This is a genomic window from Lacinutrix sp. WUR7 (assembly GCF_016864015.1).
Taxonomy (GTDB): Bacteria; Bacteroidota; Bacteroidia; order Flavobacteriales; family Flavobacteriaceae; genus Oceanihabitans.
This window is the reverse complement of sequence record NZ_CP045067.1, coordinates 1970410-1992690: the sequence shown is the minus strand read 5'-3', so window position 1 is coordinate 1992690 and position 22281 is coordinate 1970410. Positions and strand designations below refer to the sequence as shown.

At 32.3% G+C, this 22281-nt stretch carries 18 protein-coding genes; 9 read left to right on the top strand and 9 right to left on the bottom strand.

The genetic code is table 11. The features are described from left to right. The first annotated feature begins 115 nt into the window (after window positions 1–115). The 8 genes from miaB to groL all read left to right on the top strand — a co-directional run bounded on the left by miaB (window position 116) and on the right by groL (window position 7225). Window positions 116–1564: a tRNA (N6-isopentenyl adenosine(37)-C2)-methylthiotransferase MiaB gene (gene miaB / locus FG167_RS08725; RefSeq protein WP_203461014.1), complete on the top strand. Its 1449-nt coding sequence runs from the start codon at window positions 116–118 to the stop codon at window positions 1562–1564. Between the two features lie 80 nt (window positions 1565–1644). Then, on the top strand, window positions 1645–2907 hold the full coding sequence (locus FG167_RS08720; RefSeq protein ID WP_203461013.1) for a sigma-54-dependent Fis family transcriptional regulator: 1263 nt from the start codon (window positions 1645–1647) through the stop codon (window positions 2905–2907). Window positions 2908–2964: 57 nt separating this feature from the next. Further along, entirely contained in the window at window positions 2965–3162 is a 198-nt protein-coding gene (locus FG167_RS08715; RefSeq protein WP_203461012.1) for a hypothetical protein, read from the top strand. A gap of 40 nt (window positions 3163–3202) precedes the next feature. After that, window positions 3203–3709: an LptE family protein gene (locus FG167_RS08710; protein ID WP_203461011.1), complete on the top strand. Its 507-nt coding sequence runs from the start codon at window positions 3203–3205 to the stop codon at window positions 3707–3709. A gap of 58 nt (window positions 3710–3767) precedes the next feature. Next, on the top strand, window positions 3768–4694 hold the full coding sequence (locus tag FG167_RS08705) for a hypothetical protein (RefSeq protein ID WP_203461010.1): 927 nt from the start codon (window positions 3768–3770) through the stop codon (window positions 4692–4694). A gap of 4 nt (window positions 4695–4698) precedes the next feature. Continuing rightward, window positions 4699–5028, top strand: a complete 330-nt coding sequence (gene secG, locus FG167_RS08700) for a preprotein translocase subunit SecG (protein ID WP_203461009.1) — start codon at window positions 4699–4701, stop codon at window positions 5026–5028. Between the two features lie 183 nt (window positions 5029–5211). Then, entirely contained in the window at window positions 5212–5490 is a 279-nt protein-coding gene (locus FG167_RS08695) for a co-chaperone GroES (protein ID WP_203461008.1), read from the top strand. Window positions 5491–5590: 100 nt separating this feature from the next. After that, on the top strand, window positions 5591–7225 hold the full coding sequence (groL, locus tag FG167_RS08690) for a chaperonin GroEL (protein WP_203461007.1): 1635 nt from the start codon (window positions 5591–5593) through the stop codon (window positions 7223–7225). Between the two features lie 198 nt (window positions 7226–7423). On the opposite strand, the gene FG167_RS08685 is transcribed toward groL, so the two are convergent. From FG167_RS08685 to xrtF, 8 genes are all read right to left on the bottom strand, one after another. After that, entirely contained in the window at window positions 7424–10777 is a 3354-nt protein-coding gene (locus FG167_RS08685; protein ID WP_203461006.1) for a T9SS type B sorting domain-containing protein, read from the bottom strand. A 395-nt stretch (window positions 10778–11172) separates the two neighbouring features. After that, window positions 11173–15156 (bottom strand): LamG-like jellyroll fold domain-containing protein, encoded by a 3984-nt coding sequence (locus tag FG167_RS08680; RefSeq protein ID WP_203461005.1) that lies wholly within the window; start codon window positions 15154–15156, stop codon window positions 11173–11175. Window positions 15157–15589: 433 nt separating this feature from the next. Then, a complete protein-coding gene (locus tag FG167_RS08675) occupies window positions 15590–15931 on the bottom strand; it encodes a ribose-5-phosphate isomerase (protein WP_203461004.1) in 342 nt (113 codons plus the stop codon). A 64-nt stretch (window positions 15932–15995) separates the two neighbouring features. Continuing rightward, window positions 15996–16349, bottom strand: a complete 354-nt coding sequence (locus FG167_RS08670) for a heavy-metal-associated domain-containing protein (protein WP_203461003.1) — start codon at window positions 16347–16349, stop codon at window positions 15996–15998. Window positions 16350–16413: 64 nt separating this feature from the next. Further along, window positions 16414–18654 (bottom strand): TonB-dependent receptor, encoded by a 2241-nt coding sequence (locus tag FG167_RS08665; protein WP_203461002.1) that lies wholly within the window; start codon window positions 18652–18654, stop codon window positions 16414–16416. 99 nt (window positions 18655–18753) lie between these two features. Further along, on the bottom strand, window positions 18754–19167 hold the full coding sequence (locus tag FG167_RS08660) for a hypothetical protein (protein ID WP_203461001.1): 414 nt from the start codon (window positions 19165–19167) through the stop codon (window positions 18754–18756). A 56-nt stretch (window positions 19168–19223) separates the two neighbouring features. Further along, the gene (locus FG167_RS08655; protein WP_055444403.1) at window positions 19224–19652 is read right to left on the bottom strand and encodes an exosortase F system-associated protein; all 429 of its coding nucleotides are present in this window, start codon (window positions 19650–19652) and stop codon (window positions 19224–19226) included. Beyond that, window positions 19645–20196, bottom strand: a complete 552-nt coding sequence (gene xrtF, locus FG167_RS08650; RefSeq protein WP_055444402.1) for an exosortase family protein XrtF — start codon at window positions 20194–20196, stop codon at window positions 19645–19647. The genes FG167_RS08655 and xrtF overlap by 8 nt, the downstream gene beginning before the upstream one ends. A gap of 89 nt (window positions 20197–20285) precedes the next feature. On the opposite strand from xrtF, the gene FG167_RS08645 reads away from it, so the two are divergent. Further along, the gene (locus tag FG167_RS08645; RefSeq protein ID WP_203461000.1) at window positions 20286–20741 is read left to right on the top strand and encodes a GAF domain-containing protein; all 456 of its coding nucleotides are present in this window, start codon (window positions 20286–20288) and stop codon (window positions 20739–20741) included. Window positions 20742–20843: 102 nt separating this feature from the next. Here the strand turns inward: FG167_RS08645 and FG167_RS08640 are convergent, their stop codons facing one another. Then, window positions 20844–22097, bottom strand: a complete 1254-nt coding sequence (locus tag FG167_RS08640) for an ABC transporter permease (RefSeq protein ID WP_203460999.1) — start codon at window positions 22095–22097, stop codon at window positions 20844–20846. Between the last annotated feature and the right edge of the window lie 184 nt (window positions 22098–22281).

Genomic DNA, 22281 nt, shown 5'->3' with positions numbered 1-22281 from the left:
TCACTTTACTTAAAATATTTGTACCTTTGCATTCTTATTGACAAAGATTAATTTGAATTAACAGACTTCCGTTTTAACGGAAAATGCGATATTCCGTTTTAACGGAACACTAAAGATGGAAAAGACAATAGACGAAAACAAACAAGGTGAAAATCTTGTTATAGAAAATAAAGAAGGGAACAAAAAAAAGCTTTTTATTGAAAGTTACGGCTGCGCTATGAATTTTAGCGACAGTGAAATTGTAGCTTCCATACTTTCTGACCAAGGATATAATACCACACAAAACCTAGAGGATGCCGATTTGGTTTTGGTGAATACCTGTTCTATTCGAGATAAAGCAGAACAAACCGTTAGAAAACGCTTAGAAAAATACAACGCCATAAAACGCGATACCAACCCAAATATGAAAGTTGGTGTTTTAGGTTGTATGGCAGAACGTTTAAAAAGCAAGTTTCTAGAAGAAGAAAAAATTGTAGACCTTGTTGTTGGTCCGGATGCATACAAAGACATTCCTAACCTTCTTGCAGAAGTAGAAGATGGTAGAGACGCTATAAACGTTATCTTATCTAAAGAAGAAACCTACGGTGATATTTCACCGGTACGTTTAAACACAAATGGTGTTACAGCTTTTGTTTCTATAACACGTGGTTGTGATAATATGTGTACCTTCTGTGTGGTTCCTTTTACTAGAGGAAGAGAACGTAGTAGAGATCACCAAAGTATTATTGAAGAAATTAACGATTTATGGAGCAGAGGCTACAAGGAAATCACTTTACTCGGACAAAACGTAGATAGTTACCTTTGGTATGGTGGTGGTTTAAAAAAGGATTTTGTTAAAGCTACAGATATGCAAAAAGCAACTGCTGTAAACTTCTCAAAGCTTTTAGAATTATGTGCACAAGCACAACCAAAAATGCGAATTCGTTTTTCTACTTCTAATCCGCAAGACATGACGCTAGATGTTGTAGAAACCATGGCGAAATACAATAACATTTGCAACTATATACATTTACCGGTACAGAGTGGAAGCAACCGTATTTTAAAGGAAATGAACAGACAACATACTCGTGAAGAGTATATTGATTTGATAAACAATATCAAACAAATCCTTCCAGAATGTACCATTAGTCAAGATATGATTACAGGTTTCCCAACAGAAACTGAAGAAGACCATCAAGACACCTTAAGCTTAATGAAAGAAGTAAGATATGCCTTTGGTTATATGTTTGCGTATTCGGAAAGACCGGGAACTATGGCCGAACGTAAATTGGAAGATGATATTCCTTTAGAAGTTAAGAAAAGACGTTTACAGGAAGTTATCGATTTACAATTAGAACATAGTTTCGATAAGACAAAATCCTTTATCGGAAAAACCGTGGAAGTTTTAATCGAGAAAGAAGCTAGAAAGGGAGACCAAGATTGGTCTGGACGAAACGATCAGAATTTACTTTGTGTGTTCCCAAAAGACAAGTATAAAGTTGGCGAGTTTGTAAACGTGAAAATTATACGTGCTACAAAAACCACTTTAATTGGTGAACCTGTTGGTTATTCTGAAAATAATTAACAAATTCCTGCACAGGCAGGAATCTATTAAAAATTAAAAGAAGTTAAACTAAAAAAGTTCCTGCCTTCGCAGGAAATGATATGGAATCCATTCAAGCAACAAAACAACGTTTCGGTATTATTGGTAACGACCCAACACTTAATCGTGCCATAGAAAAAGCCATTCAAGTAGCACCAACAGATATTTCGGTTTTAGTAACTGGAGAATCTGGTGTTGGTAAAGAGAGTATTCCCAAAATTATACATTCGCTTTCACACAGAAAGCATGGTAAATATATAGCAGTAAACTGTGGAGCAATCCCGGAAGGAACCATAGACTCTGAACTTTTTGGTCACGAAAAAGGAGCGTTTACAGGAGCAACATCGACCAGAAATGGGTATTTTGAAGTCGCAGATGGAGGAACCATTTTTTTAGATGAAGTTGGCGAGCTACCATTAACTACACAAGTACGTTTACTTCGTGTTCTTGAAAATGGCGAATTTATAAAAGTAGGTTCTAGTAAAGTACAAAAAACAGATGTCCGTATTGTTGCAGCGACAAACGTAAATATGTTTGAAGCTATTAAAAAAGAAAAATTTAGAGAAGATTTATATTATAGATTAAGTACTATTGAGATTCACCTTCCAGCACTTCGGGAACGTAAAGAAGACATACATTTACTATTTAGAAAATTTGCTAGTGACTTTGCATTAAAATACAAAATGCCAACTATTAAATTAACAGAGGATGCGATACCTGTATTGTTGAAATTTAGATGGTCTGGTAACATTAGACAATTACGTAATGTTGCAGAACAAATTTCGGTTTTAGAGAAAAATCGTACCATAAATGCCGAAGTACTTCAAGGGTATTTACCAACAGGAACCACCAACCTACCTGCTGTTATAAAAAACACCAAAGCAGAAAGTGATTTTAGTAATGAGCGCGAAATATTGTACAAGGTTTTATTTGATATGAAAGCAGATTTAAACGACCTTAAAAAGCTTACTATGGAACTCATGAAAAATGGTAACGCAACAGAAGTACAAGAAAAAAACGAAGGTTTAATTCAGAAGATATATGGTAACGAAGAGGATACCGATTATGAAGAAGAAGAAAAAGAAGATTTAAAAGTACTTTCTATTTCGCAAAATGCAAATCCAGAAACTCTTCAAGATGCATCGGACAAGTATCATTTTGCAGAAGAAATTGAGGAAGAGGAAACACTTTCGTTACACGATAAAGAATTAGAATTAATTAAAAAATCATTAGAACGTCATCAAGGAAAACGCAAGTTAGCAGCTGCAGAACTTGGTATAAGCGAGCGTACTTTATATAGAAAAATAAAACAATTCGATTTGTAACAAAACTTTAAGTAAATAAAAGTTTAAAAAAGTTATTTTTGAATAATTATAGCATAGATGAAAGCAGTAGAAATATTTTTAATAAAAAAATCTTTTCGTCCTAATAGTTCGGAAGTCATAAGACAAGAAGCCGAAGACCTAATTAATGAAAAACACTACCAAGGTTACCGACTTATTAATGCCGATTTTGATGTTGCAGATAATGCAGGGTATATTTATGCATACATAACAATGAAAAAACCAAACACGTATTAATTCATTCCTGCGAAAGCAGGAATCTTATTATTGTAACTTAATGTTAAAAACAAAACACATATTCCTTTTACTACTAACAACCACCTTTTTTGCATGTGGACCATACTCCTTCACAGGAGCTTCGATAGCTTCGAACGTAAAAACATTTCAGGTAAATTATTTTCAAAACAATGCTATTCTAGTAGAACCAGGTTTAAATAGAGATTTCACTATAGCATTACAAGATCTAATCACCAACCAAACCAATTTAAGTTTGGTGAATTCTAATGCAGATTTGATTTACGAAGGTGAAATTATAGAATATAGAATTTCTCCAACCACAGCAACTTCGGAAAACACAGCAGCACAAAACCGTTTAACTATAGGTGTAAACGTGCGCTTTTTTAACAAAAAAAACGAAGAAGATGATTTTGAGCAACGCTTCTCTTTTTACTATGATTATGGAGGAAGCGAACAACTTACAGGCACGATAAAAACAACAGCTTTTGAAGAAATATTTGAACGTTTAACACAAGATATTTTTAATGCATCACTAGCAAAGTGGTAGTGAAAAAGTTTACGGTTAGCAGTCGCAGTTTACAGTAAAAATAAATTTGACTTAGTCCATGAATAATACAGATTTCATACAATTATTACAACATCCACAACAGGTTACAGCTTCAGACACCGAAGCATTAAAAACCGTTTTGGATGCATTTCCGTATTGTCAATCTGCAAGAGCCATTTATTTAAAAGGATTAAAAAACAAAGAAAGTTTTAACTACAACCAAGAACTTAAAAAGACAGCAAGTTACACTACAGACAGAAGTATTTTGTTTGATTATATTACTTCTCAAAAATTTCTTCAAAACGAAATCTCGCAGCACATCAAACAAAACACCGAACATGTAAAAGATATCACTGTGGATGTAGAAGATATTTCGGTAAACAAAAATGTTACTTTAGATGATGCTTTAAGGCAGCAAATAAAAGACACCACTGGTGTTTTAGATCCTGAATTATTTCAGCCAAAAATAGAACGCTCCAAAATTGCTAACTTTAGTTTAGAGGTTTCAGAAAAAATCGAAAAACCGGAAGAAAGTATAACGACAAAAGAAACTTCACCTAACGAGGTTTTAAACATTGGCAAACCTTTAGAGTTTGAAAATACAGAAACACATTCGTTTAACGAATGGCTAAAACTTGCAAAGTTCACTCCTATTCAACGCGAAGAAAAACAAGAAGTTGTAGAAGAAATAAAAACAGAAAAGGAGAAGAAATTTGATCTTATAGAGCGTTTTATAACAAAAAATCCAAAACTAAAGCCTACAAAAACAGCTAAAGTAAATGTTAATATTGCCGAAGCGCAAATGATACAACCAGAGGCACTAATGACCGAAACATTAGCGCGGATTTATGTGGAGCAAAAAAACTATAAAAAGGCATTACAATCTTATAAAATATTAAGTTTGAAATATCCAGAAAAAAGTGGTTTCTTTGCAGACCAAATTAAGGCAGTAAAACAATTACAAGAACAAAACAATAAAGAATAACAACATGTTTACAGTATTTTTAATATTAATAGTAGTGGTAGCATTTTTGCTAGTTGTAGTAATAATGGTACAAAACCCAAAAGGTGGCGGATTATCTTCATCCTTTGGTGGTGGTGGAACACAACAGTTAGGTGGTGTTCAAAAAACAACCGACTTTTTAGACAAAAGCACATGGACGCTTGCAACTATTTTAATTGTATTAATTTTAGTTTCTAACGTTGCCATTAACGATGGAACAACAACTACAGAATCTAAAGCTTTAGATACAGATAACATTGTACAACCAATAGAAGTACCAACAGCTCCTGCTCAAACAGAAGATACTGCAAAGTAATCTGTTTTAAAAAATATTCAAGATGCCAACTTTTTTAAAGTTGGCATTTTTTTTTGCCTAAAATCTACTTTCCGAGTTTATAACATGGAGACATTCGGCAACTTTGTCAGTCCTACTCTATTGGCACATTTTTAGCTTCGTTAAAAACAACAAAACTATTTTTAATAAATAAAAACATATACAATGAGTAAAGTAAACATCAAACCACTTGCAGATCGCGTTTTAATAGAACCACTTCCGGCAGAAACTCAGACAGCATCAGGTTTATTTATTCCAGATTCAGCTCAAGAAAAACAACATAAAGGTACAGTTATAGCAATTGGATCAGGTAAAAAAGACGAACCTCTAACTGTAAAAGTTGGAGATACTGTTCTTTACGGAAAATATTCAGGAAACGAATTAAAATTAGATGGTCATGACTATTTAATGATGCGTGAAGAAGATATTATGGCTATTATCTAGGCTGTCATTCCGCAATTGATGCGGAATCTACTCAATAAAACAATTAATTTCAATTAAAAAGATTCCTGCTTTTGTAGGAATGATAAATAAAATTTTAACGATGGCAAAAGACATAAAATTTGACATAGATGCACGCGACGGTTTAAAACGTGGTGTAGATGCATTAGCAAACGCAGTAAAAGTAACACTAGGTCCTAAAGGACGAAACGTAATTATTAGTAGAAGTTTTGGTGCTCCTCAAGTAACTAAAGATGGAGTTTCTGTTGCAAAAGAGATTGAATTAGAAGATCCTCTTGAAAATATGGGAGCGCAAATGGTAAAAGAAGTTGCAAGTAAAACAAATGATCTTGCAGGTGATGGTACTACTACAGCAACGGTTCTTGCACAAGCAATTGTAAAAGAAGGTTTAAAAAATGTTGCAGCTGGCGCAAATCCTATGGATTTAAAAAGAGGAATTGACAAAGCAGTAAAAGCGATTGTTGAAGACTTAGAAAAACAAACACAAAAAGTTGGTAACTCTTCAGACAAAATAAAACAAGTGGCTTCTATTTCTGCAAATAACGATGATGTTATTGGAGATTTAATTGCAATGGCTTTTGGTAAAGTTGGTAAAGAAGGTGTTATCACTGTAGAAGAAGCTAAAGGAACAGATACCTATGTAGATGTTGTGGAAGGTATGCAGTTTGATAGAGGTTATTTATCTCCTTATTTTGTTACAGATAGTGACAAGATGATTACCGATTTAGAAAATCCTTACATTTTATTGTATGATAAAAAAGTATCTACAATGAAAGATTTACTACCTGTTCTTGAACCTGTTGCACAATCTGGAAAACCATTATTAATTATTGCAGAAGATGTAGATGGTGAAGCACTTGCTACTTTAGTAGTAAATAAATTACGTGGTTCTTTAAAAATTGCAGCAGTTAAAGCTCCTGGTTTTGGAGACAGACGTAAAGCAATGTTAGAAGATATCGCTATCTTAACTGGTGGAACTGTTATTTCTGAAGAAAGAGGATTTACTTTAGAAAACACAACATTAGAAATGCTTGGTACTGCAGAACGCATTACAATAGATAAAGACAACACTACTGTTGTTAATGGAGCAGGAGAAAAAAGTTTGATTAAAAACAGAGTAAATCAAATTAAATCACAAGTAGAAACTACAACTAGTGATTATGATAAAGAAAAACTTCAAGAACGTTTAGCGAAACTTGCTGGAGGTGTTGCTGTACTTTATGTTGGTGCTGCTAGTGAAGTTGAAATGAAAGAAAAGAAAGACCGAGTAGATGATGCTTTACATGCTACACGTGCAGCTGTAGAAGAAGGTATTGTTGCTGGTGGTGGTGTTGCTTTAGTGCGCGCTAAAAAAGTACTAGAAAAAATTACTACTGAAAACTTAGACGAAACAACTGGTGTACAAATTGTAAACAGAGCAATTGAAGCTCCTTTACGTACCATTGTAGAAAATGCAGGTGGTGAAGGAAGTGTTGTTATAAACAAAGTATTAGAAGGTAAAAAAGACTTTGGTTACGATGCTAAAACAGATCAATATGTAGATATGCTTAAAGCTGGAATTATAGATCCTAAAAAAGTAACTAGAATCGCATTAGAAAATGCTGCTTCTGTTGCTGGAATGATCTTAACTACAGAATGTGCTTTAATAGATATTAAAGAAGATACTCCTGCTGGAATGCCAGGAGGAATGGGTGGCGGTATGCCAGGAATGATGTAACAGCAATTCGCTGTAGACTGGTTAACTCACTCTTACGGATATAAGATGAGACTTCCATGAATCACCAAGACACGCAATTATTAAAAACGCTTCTAGATATATTTCTAGAAGTGTTTTTTTATATAAGCTTAATATTTTTAATATCACTTTATACTTTAGGAGCAAAAGCAAACTAGAGGTAAGTTAGATTCTAGACTATTATCTTTTTAAAGTAAAATGTCCTGAGAAAGATTTACCATTCCCAAGATCTACTGTAAACCAATAATCATTTGTATTCAATGGATTTCCATTAAAAGTTCCATCCCAACCCAAACTACTTGTCGAAAGTTGTTTTATTATTTTTCCGTATCTATCAAATATCAATATTGTAGCATTAGGAAATTTAGTAACTCCTTCTATTTGCCAATAATCATTATATCTATCATTATTAGGAGTAAATAGTTTCGGATAATCAATAATGGTTATTTCTGTAGAATCCTGTCCGCAACCATCTTTATCTTTTACAAATACGGTATAAGTACCTCCTTCTACATTAGAAAAATAATTACTATTTTGATAATGAACACCATTAATGGAATATTCAAAATCACCATCACCAGACGCGATTATCTCCATATAATTGTTTCCTAATTCCCCATGGTTTACATTTTGTATCTCCGGCAAAACAGAGCGAATTAAATTAAAAGAGAATACATTCTCACAAATAATATTGTTCTCTAAATTGGTAACAGTTAAAACGTAGTTTCCTTCATTTATTATTTCTGCCGTAGAGGAAGAAGAAACTATAGTTCCATCTTCAAATTGCCATTGATAAGAAGAATAATTTGAATCTACAGATAACACCATAGAAGGTTCTAAATTACAGATAAAATAGCTTTCTTCTAAATCCGCTTCTGGAAGTTTATTTACTATTAAATCAAAGGATGTTTCCGAAAAACATAAGGTATTCGACGCATCTTCAATCTTCACATAAATAGTCTGTTGATATGGCTCTGTATTCTGAAATAAAGTGGGTAGCGGACTTGATAATTCAATATTACTAGCATCATAATAATGTATCGTTAATCCAGTTTGACTACCAATAATCTGTTCTTCTAATAAAGCAGTATCAAATTCGGTATAACCATCTCCCTGATTACAAGCATATAAATTATCTGGTTGGTTAATATTTGGTTGTGTTATAGTTTGTAATTCCAGAGTGGTTTCCTTGTAACAAGTGGTATTTATATTAGTAACTCGCACAATTATATTTTGATTATTTGGGATGTTGTTTGTAAACGGATTTGGTAGCGGACTTGGTAATGGCGTACCACTTTCTAAATAATACGTTACATGCATTCCTGTTTGCCCATTTAGAACTTGGTTTTCTATGTTTGATGTATTAAAATATTCGGATATACCATCTGCATTATCATCACATGCATATAAGGTGTTAACAGTATTTGCTATAGGTAATGGATCAACCACTAAACGAATAGTTGTTTCCGAAAAACAAGGGTTGATACCGTTTGCCACTCTTGCCACAACAAAATCTTCATTAGGATACATATTGGAATACGTTTGTAATGAGTTTCCGGGAATCACATTATTATCACTGTCATAAAAAGACACATTTAAACTCGATGAATTAGCGGTAAGAGGACCACTTACATTTGACAAATCAAACTCAGCAAAACCGTTACCAGCATCACATTCATGAATGTCTGCAATTTGAAAAATTTCGGGAAGATCTTCAACAATTAAATCGAATGAGACTTCAGTATAACATGTAATATTATCAGTATTAGCTATTCTTGCAATTATTGTTTCTTGACCTAATATAGAGTTTGACATTGGATTTGAAAGAGGACTTGGCAATTCATATCCATTTCCATCAAAATATTGAATAGATAGACCTGTTTGATTTCCAATTAAATCACTTGCAATACTAGCCGTGTCAAAAGAACTAGATATTTGACTTCCAAAAGTGTCTTCACAGCTATACAAATCCCCTATTTGATTCACTGTAGGACTATCGCTAATAACAACTTCCAGAGATATAGTTTCAGATTCCGTTCCACAAGTAACTAATACAGTAACGTTGTAATTCCCTATACTTGAAAAGGTATGGCTCGGCGCATTTAAATTAGAGATATTATTTAAACCAGATGCAGGATCATCAAAGTCCCAAGCTACTGAATCAAAAACTCCTGCTAAAGAAAAAATACTAGCATCATTAATGCATGTATTCTCAGAACTAAGAACACTACTAATATCATTTTGGTCTAATTTATATTTAAAGAGCATGACATCTCTTGCGTTATTACCACTATTATTGGCAATGTTTACACCATTTATTTCCATCGGATGGCTCATGAATGTAGAACTTAAATAAATGTCGTTATCTTCTATAGCTATAGATGCAGGAAAATCATTAAAAGCAACCCCAGGCCAATAATTATCTCCAGCAGAAGTTAATAATAAGGTTGAACTAAAATCATTTAAATCAATATAATAAAGAACTAAATTTCTATTAATAACGCCATTACTATTTACGGAAAACAAATTATTGTTTCCTAACATTACATCGCCTCTAAAACAAGATAGTACATATAACTTATTATCTTTATGAGTCATAAATCCTTTTTCAAAAACGTTAGTAATTCCATTTCCAGAAGAACCCGAAGGTCCACAATTGTCAAAAATGAAATGATTTTCTAAACTACCATCATTTGTACTTAACTCTATAACAAAACTGCTTGTTTGATTAGAACCACAATTACTAGCTGGGAAATTCACACCCAAGATTGTTGTAGCCAATGCGTGTCTTCCCCAAATATACAGCTTGTTATTAGTCTCATTATAATAAACCTTTGTAGGAGAGAATCTAGAATTATTATCATTATTGAATCGGTTTTCCCACTGTATTTCTAAATTCGAATTTATTTTGGTAAGATAATTAAGGTTACTATTACTAGGCGAGCTAGTATAGTAAATGTTTCCATTATTATCAATCTCAGACGCATAAATAGAACTCCCTAGACTTCCTATTTGTAATTCATTTAACAAATTGCCATCCGTATCCATTTTGGTGATGTAACCTCCTACAATAAACAAATTACCATTCCAATAATGCATACCAACTTGCCCTCCGTAATTAAGAAAACTAATCCATTGAACAATTCCATTACTGTCAATTTTAATAACATTCATTCCATACGGAATTTGGTTTCCATTAAATGTCTGAATGCCTAAAGTATTATAAGGATTATCTATAATTGCGTAAATATTGTCATTTTCATCAATAGCTGTTTTGTAAACACGTAAACCAAAATTAGAATTGTCTGTTAGTAATTCTATTGACCAGATTAAGTTACAGTTAAAATCATATTTTTCGATAAGTCCTTCATCATAATTATTTAATACACTAGATAGGATAATTCCATCTGAAGCTTTAACCAAGTCTCGAGCGTGATCATCTGCCCATCCTCCAATATTCTGCCCACAATCAAAACATTGTGAAAAAGAAAAAACAGCGTATAGTACTATAATTAAAAATAATTTATATTTCATATTTTTTTATGGAATCGGGGCACTTCTTGACTATGTTTATCAACAAATTATATAAGTTGCAAACGAATTTACAGGATTTTTTTCACATAGTCAAAACCATTCAAACCAAACCGCATACTGCTATATAGGCAACTCTAAAACTAGAGTTTTTTCTAGCTTTAAAACTGCTGTTATAATAGTAATTAGAACTATATACTTGTATAAACTCAGACGAAGATTAAGCCCGCATTTACATACCCCTTTCTATGCTTATACAATTCATTTTAAGCCACACAAAACGTGCATTAACTGATTTTTAAATTTTATACTAATGTGCAATTAGTACAAATAATTTTAAAAAAAAAGAGATTGACAATTAAGTCAATCTCTAATTATAGTCACAGATTAATAGCACATTACTCAATAACTATCTTTTTATTTAGTGTTTGATTTTCTTGTGTTTTTATACTTACTATGTAAATTCCAGTTGCTAAACTTTGTATAGACATTCCGTTTTCTAATGTATTATAAGACACATTAGATTTAGTATAAACCGTTTGCCCTAACATGTTTATTAAACTTACATTACTCGATGTATTTAATCCTTTTACATATAACAAACTACTTGAATTGTTGTAATAAATTACAGTATTATTATTTACCGTTACTTCCTCTGTGCTTAGTCTTTGGCTTGTAAATACAATTTCAAAACGCTCATTAAATACTCCAGCTTCCGATGAAAATGTATATGCTAGATCTTGACGTAAGTTATAATACGTATCGGTAAGATTATCTTTTAAATAAATCTCTTGGTCTTCTGCTATATTATCTATTTCAGATATTTGAATGCTATAACTATTGTTTCCAGATGTTTTTAATGCTAAAGGCACTACTTTATCTTCCGTTATTGCAGCATACGATTGTATGATCATATTTTCACCATCTAATAACAGGTTTAAATCATCATGATTATCGTCTGTGTTTTTTGCTTCGTATCCATAGTCATAGCCATCTGTAGTAGCATCACTAAAACCTAATAATAATTCTCTTCTTGTAGCTTGACCATCTAAGGCTTTAAACTCCAATCGTAATTTACTCATGGTTGATCCATTGGAAACACCTTCTGTTGTTCTAAAAAACACAGAACCATTATATTCAGATCCATCTGCATCTGCTTCTTTAATAAATACACGTTGGCTATTTTTAAATACTAGAGACCCCGTATTCTTTATTTCGGCCATAAAACTCTGACCGACTGGTAAATATTTGGTTGGTGCTTTGGTTCCATCTTGTTCGTTATTATTTGCACCTAATCCTCCAACAAACTGGTATGCTTTTACAGCTCCCGTTTTATTTACTTGTGCATAACCACCTTCATATTCTGTAGTTACATGTGATATACCCGACCATTGTTGCCATAATTGAATACTTCCTTCTAAAACAGAAGCATTATCATCTATAAATTTATGAATATCTATTGCAGATGCATACGGGTTACCTAAAAGGTATTCGGTTTTAGATACTCCTGGTACAGATCCTGATCCTCCAACATCATCTACTCCTATTTTTATGGTTCCATTGTTAGGTTTCCCTTCAAATATATATTGTTGTTCTGTTCCTGTTCCTTTATGAATATAACCAATTCCTGGGTTTATATTTGTGCTTGGTGTTACGGTTCCCCAATCGTAATAAGTTACTCCATTTTCATAGGTATACATCCACCTGGTACTTAACTTATTTATTTGATGATTTGCACTTGTAAATAACATGTTGTTTGCGTCCTCATCTTTTAACATATTTAAGCTAAACACGGTGTTATTTGCATTATCTCCTAAAGCATTATTATCTGTTAAACTAGTAGCTGCCGTTACTCCTACAGGCGAACTCCAATAGTTATACCAATAATAGCTTGATGCTCCTTCTTGACGTCTTAATATTTTACCTATTTCAGAGGTTACTAAATCACTATTTTTTGTCTGAATTAATTGTGAGTCGTTATCTAAATCTAGTGTTCCATTTAATTCTAAATACCAAGAATTTTTTACTTGATTACTCCCATTTATAGTCAAGGCTTTATGTTCTTCAACAAACAAACCTAAAGTCTTTACTGGATGATTTGCATCTACATCATTTTCTATTTTTACGATGCTCCAATCTTTATTGGTAGCAGTATCTGTAATATCCCATACATGACCATGTAACCATGTGTTTTCTGTTGTCCATGATCCATTAGAAGTAGAAACATAAGGCATAGGTGCTGTTTGCTCTACAATAGTTTTTATATTATGAAGTTTTAAATCGTTATTATTTGAAGAATAATCGGATGTTGTAATATTAGTGATATTAGACATTGGGTAATACCCTTTTAAATTACTCCATGACACTTTTGCTGAAGTATTTAAATCTTGAATATCTTTAGGTATGATAGTACCTCTTAACACTCCTGAATTATTTTCAATTTCTTGGTACACCATTTGTTGCACTTGCTCATCTGTTAAAGCAGCATCAAAGACTCTTACTTCATCGATATCTCCTTTAAAATGTCCAGAACCAGCAACACTTGTGTTTGTTGGATATCTTCCTATTGTAAATTCTCTTGTTGAATAAACATGAGGGGTTCCATTAAAATTTTCAGTTATTAATTTGGAGTTTAAATTAGCATCTGTTGTGGTTCCAACTAATTTTCCATTTAAATATAACTTCACCGTTTGATCTGCAGAATTAAAGACACCAGCTACATGGTACCATAAATCATTTTTAAGCTTCACATTAAAGGAAGGATCTGGTTGTACTTGAATATTATTTGCTGGGTAACTACTACCTGCAGTAACCTGATCTTGTGTTATAACATAAAACGCAGGTGTTCTACCAGCAGTTACATACAACCTCATATTTTCTTGACCAGCAATACTGTATAGGTTTGGCAAATTTCCATCTGAGGTATGCTCAATTTTAACCCAACTCATTATGGTACCATTTCTCCAGTTAGTGATATAAGGATCTGTATCTAAATAATCATCTACACCATCAAAGTCTAAAGTTGCAGATTCTATAAAAATCTCGATATCATCCCTATAATCTAAATCGCCACCAGCAGATAAATCACCATCTGTATCTGGCAAAATAGTAAGATTTGTAGGATCATTTATTTCATCGTTTACATCAAAATAGTCATTGGTATTACTTCCTTCAAAGATATTATCTAAACCATCATTATCGGTATCATTATTCACAATAGCATTTGCCATACCATTCTCTTGAATATCTGGAATTCCATCATTGTCTGCATCTAAATCTAAATAATCTGGTAAGTCTGTTCCGTCTGTATTTACAGGAGTAATTCCTGTTCCATAATTATCCCATAAACCAGGATAAAGACCTGTAGTATTTACGGTTCCACTTGGAGCGATATAACCTACTGTAGGTTGTGCTTCAATATTATCTGGAATACCATCATTATCATCATCTAAATCTATTTGGTTCGCACATAAAAAACTATATGCAAAAGTATCCAATCCGTGAGGATCATGCGTTGCAGCAGCTAAGTTACCTGAAATAACAATATGCTTTACCGTAACTTTACTTATCATGTTTTCGGTTGCAAAACCAATCGTATTTTCTAAATTTTGACCAGCACGCAAAGAACCTTTTAAAACGCCATCCGCATCAAATATATCTATATTTCCTGTTGCATCATTTCCAAAATAGGAATCACTAAAATAAGCGACTAAAACATCATCAGCATAAACTTCATAATTAACTACAGCAGTATCTGAATTGGTATCATATATATCTACCATATCAAAACTAAAAGAAGCAACTGGTTCTGTAAAATTAATATCTACAGCGTAATAATCTCCTGTTTGATTTCCAACTTCTGGATATATATAGACAGCTGAGCCAGAGTCCCCAGAGACAAAACCACCAGCTGTTGTTGCTCTAAATTGGTCTATATCATAAGATCTGTATACATAATTATCTTCAAAAGACAAGGTTCCATTAGCAAAAGCACCAATACTTGTTGCTGCTGTTCCTGGTGTATAAGAACTAGAAGGAAACACATAATCACTAGCACCATTTAAAACGGTTAGTGTTTGTCCTTTACTATAAACTTCTTGTTGAAAACCCGATTCTTGATAACCTAACCCAGTAGTATTGTTCCCTATAACAAAAACATCCAATTCGTTTTTAGACCAACTTATTGCATCTGATTTTGGAGAAGCTGCTCCAGAAATTGCTGGACATTCTATAGTATCTAAAATACCATCATTGTCATCATCAACATCTATACTATTAATGACACCATCATTATCAACATCTTTTATATTTTGAGAATAGGTTACTAAACTGCAAGTAAACAAGCTTAAAAAAAGTGCAAAGAATCGTAAGTGATTTTTCATAAGTAGGTAATCATTTTAAATACAATAGCATGAAATCAATATCAATGCTAGATATTTAGGTTTGGGTTTAAGTTTTAATAGTTTGGGACTATTTAATTTAAAATTAAAATCTTGAGGGAAGATATCTAAAGCGATAAATTACAAACAGTTACAAACTGTATACAAAAATATCGTAGTAGACCACAAACATCTTCATTTAATAATCTATAAATTAATTTACTCGATTACTCTCTTAAAAAAAACGACAAACGGTAACTTTTACCAAAAACTTTACTTAGTTAACCTCCACATAATAAAAAAGTTAGAACAATTGTTCTAACTTTTTTATTGAATTACACTTAATAATAACCAATTGAATCTCCTTATCTATTCTTAGATACACACTTTATTTAAGATGTAAATTTCCATACAAGAATAAATTATAAAATTCTTTTCAATTAAACCAAACCGCATAACGCTGTCTGCGTAACTCTAAAGCTAGAGTTTCTTCCATTTTTAAAGCTTCTGCTCTGGATGTAATTGGATCTATGTGATTATATAAACTCGGACGAAGATAGAGTCCGTATTTCTCAACAATATTGGAAGATAGCTTATATCCTTTCTTATTTCTGTAGCCTGTTTTATGTTGTAGAAAACGTTCTTTTGGTGTTTTGCTAGTCATACCAACATACAAGCATTGCAATACGCCATTAAATTGCGGATTGGCATTTCTAAACTTGGCATTTTCGGTAAACACCCGTTTCGATAATTCGATAACATAAATTCGGTATGGCATATGGTAAAAATATAAAAGCCTGAATTAATATTCAGGCTTTTATAATATCTATTTACTCTTTTTACTATTTATGATCTTCTTTAACTTCCTCATCTCTATATTGACAACAAGGATGTACGCTATTATATGCTTCATCTGTCGCTTTTAAATCTTTAGTATCATGACCTACTGCTGCAATACTAGTATGAATTTCATTTAAATTGGTTTTCGCCTCATTATAAATAAGTTGCAACTCATGTGTTTCTACACTCCAAATTGCAGATTTAACACCTTTAATTTTGAAGCATGCTTTTTCAATTCGGTCTTTACACATACCGCAAACGCCATCTACTTCAATCGATGCTTTTGCATTTTTGTTTTGCGCAAAAGTGGTTACTCCTACAAATAATAGAACTAGTAATGCTATTGTTTTTTTCATAATAATCTTCTTTTTTTTATTTCCACGAAGGTGGAAATCTTTTTATTAAACTTATTTTTATTTTTTACTGTATTTTAAATCGTAATCCGGCATAATAGTTAGATCCATATATAGGACCGTATACAAATGTGGTATCAAAATTTGCGCCAAAAGGATCGTCTGCTCCCAAAATAGGATTGTTCTGCCTAACATTGGTCACATTTTCTCCACCTAAATATACTTCAAATTTTGGAGAAAACACTTTGGTTATTTGCAGATTTAAAGTCCCTACTGTTGGTGAATATTCTGAAAGTTGATATTGCAAAGGATTGCTCGCTGTAGATGAAAAACGTTGTTTCCCTAACCAATTAAAGGTAGCATCCATTTTCCAATGTGCCGTTTTTCCTTCTTTAATACCAGTTTCATAAGATGCATTTGCAAAAAATCTATTTTTTGAAACTAAAGGTTTTTCTAGTTTTTCTGAACCATATTGCGTTTGCACGTCATAATATTTATACGCTATACGCAAATCGAAACGTTCGAACATATTATAATTCATTTCCGCCTGAAAACTATTCGCATAACTATCTCCTTCTAAATTATAGAAGTTTACTTCTTGGGGATTTTCATAATCTACAACCACTTGGTTTTGAAAATCGGTTCTATAATAATCCAAAGTAATATCTGCTTTTCTATTAAACAGATTAAATCCTTGTAAAAAGGAAACTCCGTAATTCCATGCTATTTCCGGATCCAGTCCATAGATTTTTCCGTCCGTATTTAAAATATTTATAGCTCTTGAAGTCGCAAAAACGTTTTGATTTTCAGCAAAAATACTAGCACTACGTTTCCCTCTTCCAAAGGAAGCACGTAAGGCAGATTTCCCCCAAGGGCTATATCTAGCATGTACTCTTGGTGTAACAAATGTTCCTAATAAATTATGAGAGTCTACACGTATTCCTGCGGTAACATTTAAGTTTTTTAAATTATCATAAGCATATTCAAAAAAGGCACCAACAGAAGTTTCCATTCTTCCGTAATCTATAGCATTTACCATTTCATCATAATGGTCATAAGTATAGCTTATCCCCGTTTTAAACTTACTTCTAGAATCTCCAATAATAGAGTTATAGATAACATTTGTATACAAACTGTTTTGGCTAATATCATAGTCATTTAATCCAAAATAAGAATCTTGTTTATGACTACTAAAAGCTGTTTGTACGCCAATGGTTTGCCAAGGGATTTCGGGATTTACATAGCCAAGCTTTGCAGACACTTCATATCTTTGCGTATCTATTTCTCCTCCCCAAGCATTGGTGGTTCCTCTATCTGTTTTTGGATCAAAATCTACTTGTCCCGTTTGTTTTTCGTCATTTAAAAACTTAAAATTAATAAAGCTTACAAATCCTTTTTCTTGATTCGTGTATTGCCAACGGTTCATTACATTTACTTGATTGTATGTTGGCATATCCATAAAGCCATCCTCATTAACATCATGTTTTTTATTGTGCATGTTACCATGTAAATAAATTCCTGTGGCCCATTTTTCACTCACTTTAGTATTAAAATGCGTATTTAATTCTAAACGTGTATTACTTGCACCATAGAGGTTTACAAACAATTTATCATCTGTTGTTGGTTTTACGAGCTCTGCATTTATTTGTCCGGCAATACTTTCAAAACCATTAACCACACTTCCTGCTCCTTTGGTAATTTGAATACTCTCTACCCAAGTTCCTGGAATAAAACTCAATCCGTAAGCCTGTGAAGCGCCACGAATAGATGGAATATTTTCTGTTGCAATTAGTAAATACGGACTTGTTAATCCTAACATTTTAATTTGTCTTGTTCCGGTAACCGCATCGGCAAAATTCACGTCTATGGAAGGATTGGTTTCAAAACTTTCCGACAGATTACAACAAGCCGCTTTTAGCAATTCTTTACTACTTACGGTAAATGTATTTGCTGCATTTAAATACGATTTAGCTGTTGCTTGTTTTCTAGAGGTGATGGTAACTTCACCAAGTTCACTTTTTGCCTCTAATTGTATTTGAATCTTTTTTGGCTTAGTTATAGTTAAGGTATCTGTTTTAAAACCAACATAGCTAATCACTAATTTTGTATAGGAATTTTGGTACGGAATTGTAAAGTTTCCGTCATAATCTGTAGTGGTACCAACAGCGGTATCTAGCCAATACACATTTGCTCCAAACAAAGGTAACTGTTCGTTTTTTTCATTGGCTTCCGTAACTGTTCCGCTAATTTTCTCTTGCGAAAAGATAGCAAACGGAAGTATGAATAGTATATATAATATATGTTTCATGTATTTTATTAAGTAATAGATTATTTTTTTTATGCGGAAGGGTTTCGGCATAAGTAGCTACTTCAAATAAATTGAAGTCAAAAAAAGGCACTTAATATATCAAATCAGGAAAGTATCATTCATTAATTGTATATCTACAATTATGTTTGGTGGCGCGTAATCTTTATTCGGAATAATTTGTTTTGGTAGACCTTCAAAAAGATTAAGATAAGCATAGGTAAAGGATGCTAAAAATACTTGTTGCTCAAATTCTAAATCGTCAAAAGTTTTTATAGCTAAGTCCTTTTGACCTTGCACTACATCTACTTGATTTTTACAACAATTCATTTTGGTAATAGCAGCTTTTTGGATTTCTAAGGTCTTCATACCACAATTTTCTCCTTCCGAAAATATAGAAACATCGACTAAAACATCACCACAAAAATGCTTTTCAATAGTAAGAGATACCGTTGAAAACAACACCAAAAAGGCTAATGTTATAGAAAAACTTTTATGTAAAATCTGTTTTATCACATGGCAAAATTACAAAAAACAAAATTTAAAACCTTGCTTTACAAAAGCATTAATAATTACTCCTGTTTTTTATAATTATAAAAGGCAGGAATTAAGAGCAATAAAATTAATGGCTGAATTAAAAATCTTCTAACATTAAAAAACAAATAATAGTCTTCTTGCCTCGGACTTATTACAAAGTACAGAAACAATGTTAAAAGTATAACTAATGAAATGGTGTATATAAGTACCGAAAATTTAACGATGCCCTTATCTTTAAAAAGAACAAATAAAATAGCTAATGAAATTACGGTATTAATAACATATCGTAAAACGGTAAACATGGTTAACTTAAACGTTTCTTGTCTTGGCGAATCTAAATACAAATAGTCGTTTTTAAAAAAAGACAAATATGGATCGTAAAAAAGTTGTTCTTCAAATACTCTAATTAGTATGAGTAAAACACCTAAAAGCAACAACAAACCATATTTTACTAGTCTATGCATCTTGTTTTTTTGTTTTAGAAAAACCATTTACCCAAATAACCCAAAGCAAACAAACCATACCATAAATAATGGCTGGAAAAATCACCGTATGTAAAATATCTTTTCGCCAAGGATAATGATACAGACCAATGGACAGAATAACTATTCTAACCAAATTAGCAATATAAATTAATACACTTCCTGCTAATATGTAAATTGCTGTAGTTTTAAATTTACTTGCAAACGCGATAATAAAGGAAATAAACAAAATAATAATACTTACAGAATTACAACCTTCTATAACTCTAGCTACATATTTTTCATTAATGATTAATTTTAAGGATGCTTCATTTGGGTGTGGTAAAAGCACAACTCTATAATCTAAAGCGTTTAGTATTTCTTTACTTTGCTTTGCTACCAAATTAGTCATGTAATCGGGATAATACTTGTCGCCTGAAGAAAATTGTAAAAAGAATTTATAACCAACCGTTAAAACAGCGTACACCAATAAAAAGGTTACGATAAATCGGATAACAGACTTGTATTTAATAAAAAGTTGCTTCAATATTGTTTTTAATTTACAAGGTTAAATTTATGTAAAAAGGGATTAATTATATTGGTTTTTCAATACTTTTGTCAAAAGTTTTTAAACAAATGAATTTAGAGCAATTAAAACCGCAAATAACCACAATAATTAACAACAAGGAAACGTCTGTTGACGACAGATTATTATCTATTTGTACGCTTCTTGAAGAAAATATTAGCTATTACAATTGGGTTGGTTTTTATTTTAAAAATGGAGATAAGAACGAATTAAAGCTAGGACCTTACGTTGGCGAACCAACAGATCATATTATTATTCCTTTTGGAAAAGGTATTTGTGGACAAGTTGCAGTTAGCAATGAAAACTTTGTAGTAGCCGATGTTGCTGCACAAGACAATTATATTGCTTGTAGCATAACTGTAAAAGCAGAAATTGTAATTCCTATTTTTGTGAATGGTGAAAATTTAGGTCAAATAGATATAGACTCTAATACTCCAGACCCTTTTACAGTAGCCGATGAACGCTTTTTAGAATTCGTTTGTGCACAAGTAGCTACGATCTTATAAAAGAGTAACAATTAAAATTAAAAAAATCCTCAGGATTCATCTATAAATGAAACCTGAGGATTTTTTTTGTGTTTATAATTTAAAAGTAGGCTTAGTTAAAACTTACATTCCAGTTCTAATCGCTTCTACAGGATCTAATTTAGATGCTGAAAGTGCAGGAATAACTCCAGAAACTAAACCAATAATGGTAGAGAGTATAAAACCTAGAAACATATTACCATAAGACAAGACAAACTCAAAGCTATCGGTAAGCTGCGTCATTAATATAGATACTAGCCAAACTAAAAACAAACCAACCAAACCACCAATGACAGCTAAAATTACTGCTTCAAACAAAAACTGAAACATAATGAATCTGTTTTTCGCTCCTAATGATTTTTGAATTCCAATTAAATTCGTTCTCTCTTTTACACTAACAAACATAATATTAGCAATACCAAATCCACCAACTAAAAGCGAAAAACCACTAATAATCCAACCCATAAAATTTAATTGTCCTGTTATATTATCTATTAAATCGGTAAAACCTTGCAACTCGTTTACAAAAAAGTTGTTTTCCTCTCCTGCTTTCAATCCTCTAAAGTTTCGTAACCCTTGTGCTATTACAGCGTTAAACTCCGACAAGTCTACTCCAGGTTCTGGTTTTACAACAATGGCAGGAAAAGCTCTTTTATTATTATCTCCTAAAAGTCTTCGTACAAAATTCACAGGTAAAATTGCTGCGGTATCTTTGGAACCTCCAAACAAACCAGAGCCTTGTTTTTCAAGGACACCAATGACAGTAAATTTTCTTCCGTAAAGCCTAACAATTTTTCCGATAGGATCTAAATTACCAAATAAACTACTTGCTATTTCATCTCCTAAAACCACTACTGGCGAACCAGAATTAGATTCCGATTCATTAAAAAAACGTCCTTCGCCTATTTGTAAACTTTCAATATCATAATAACCGCTAGTTACAGCAGCTATTTCTACATTTTCAACAGAAGCTCCATCATATTTAATCGTTTCTGGATTTACATTTAACGAAAAAGATGCCGCTCCTACATTTGGAATTTTATCTTCTATAAACTGAAATTCTTCATAAGAAACATCTGGAAACTGTTCTCTTTTCCATTGCGGAATGGTTGATGGTCCAAAGGAAAAACGCATAATATATAGCGTACTATTATCTAAGGAACTAATACTTCCTTTAATATCGTTTTTCAAAGAATCTACTGCTGCCAAAACTGCTATAATGGAAAATATCCCAATAGTAACACCAAGCAAGGACAAGAATGTCCGTAACTTATTATTTGTCAAGGCACTAATAGCAAACGAAAAACTCTCTTTAAAGAGACGTAAATACAATAACATATATAGAAATATTATACTTTTTTAAAGTGATATAAAGGTAAGACGTTTTTATATATTATTTGTTACAAATAAATGAAAACAAATTATTAGAATAGAGATGTTAATAACTCCGTCTTTTAGTTGAAAAAACAAATGTAATTTCACTTAGTAAAAGCACTTTATATTCCTATTTTTGCAGCCAAAC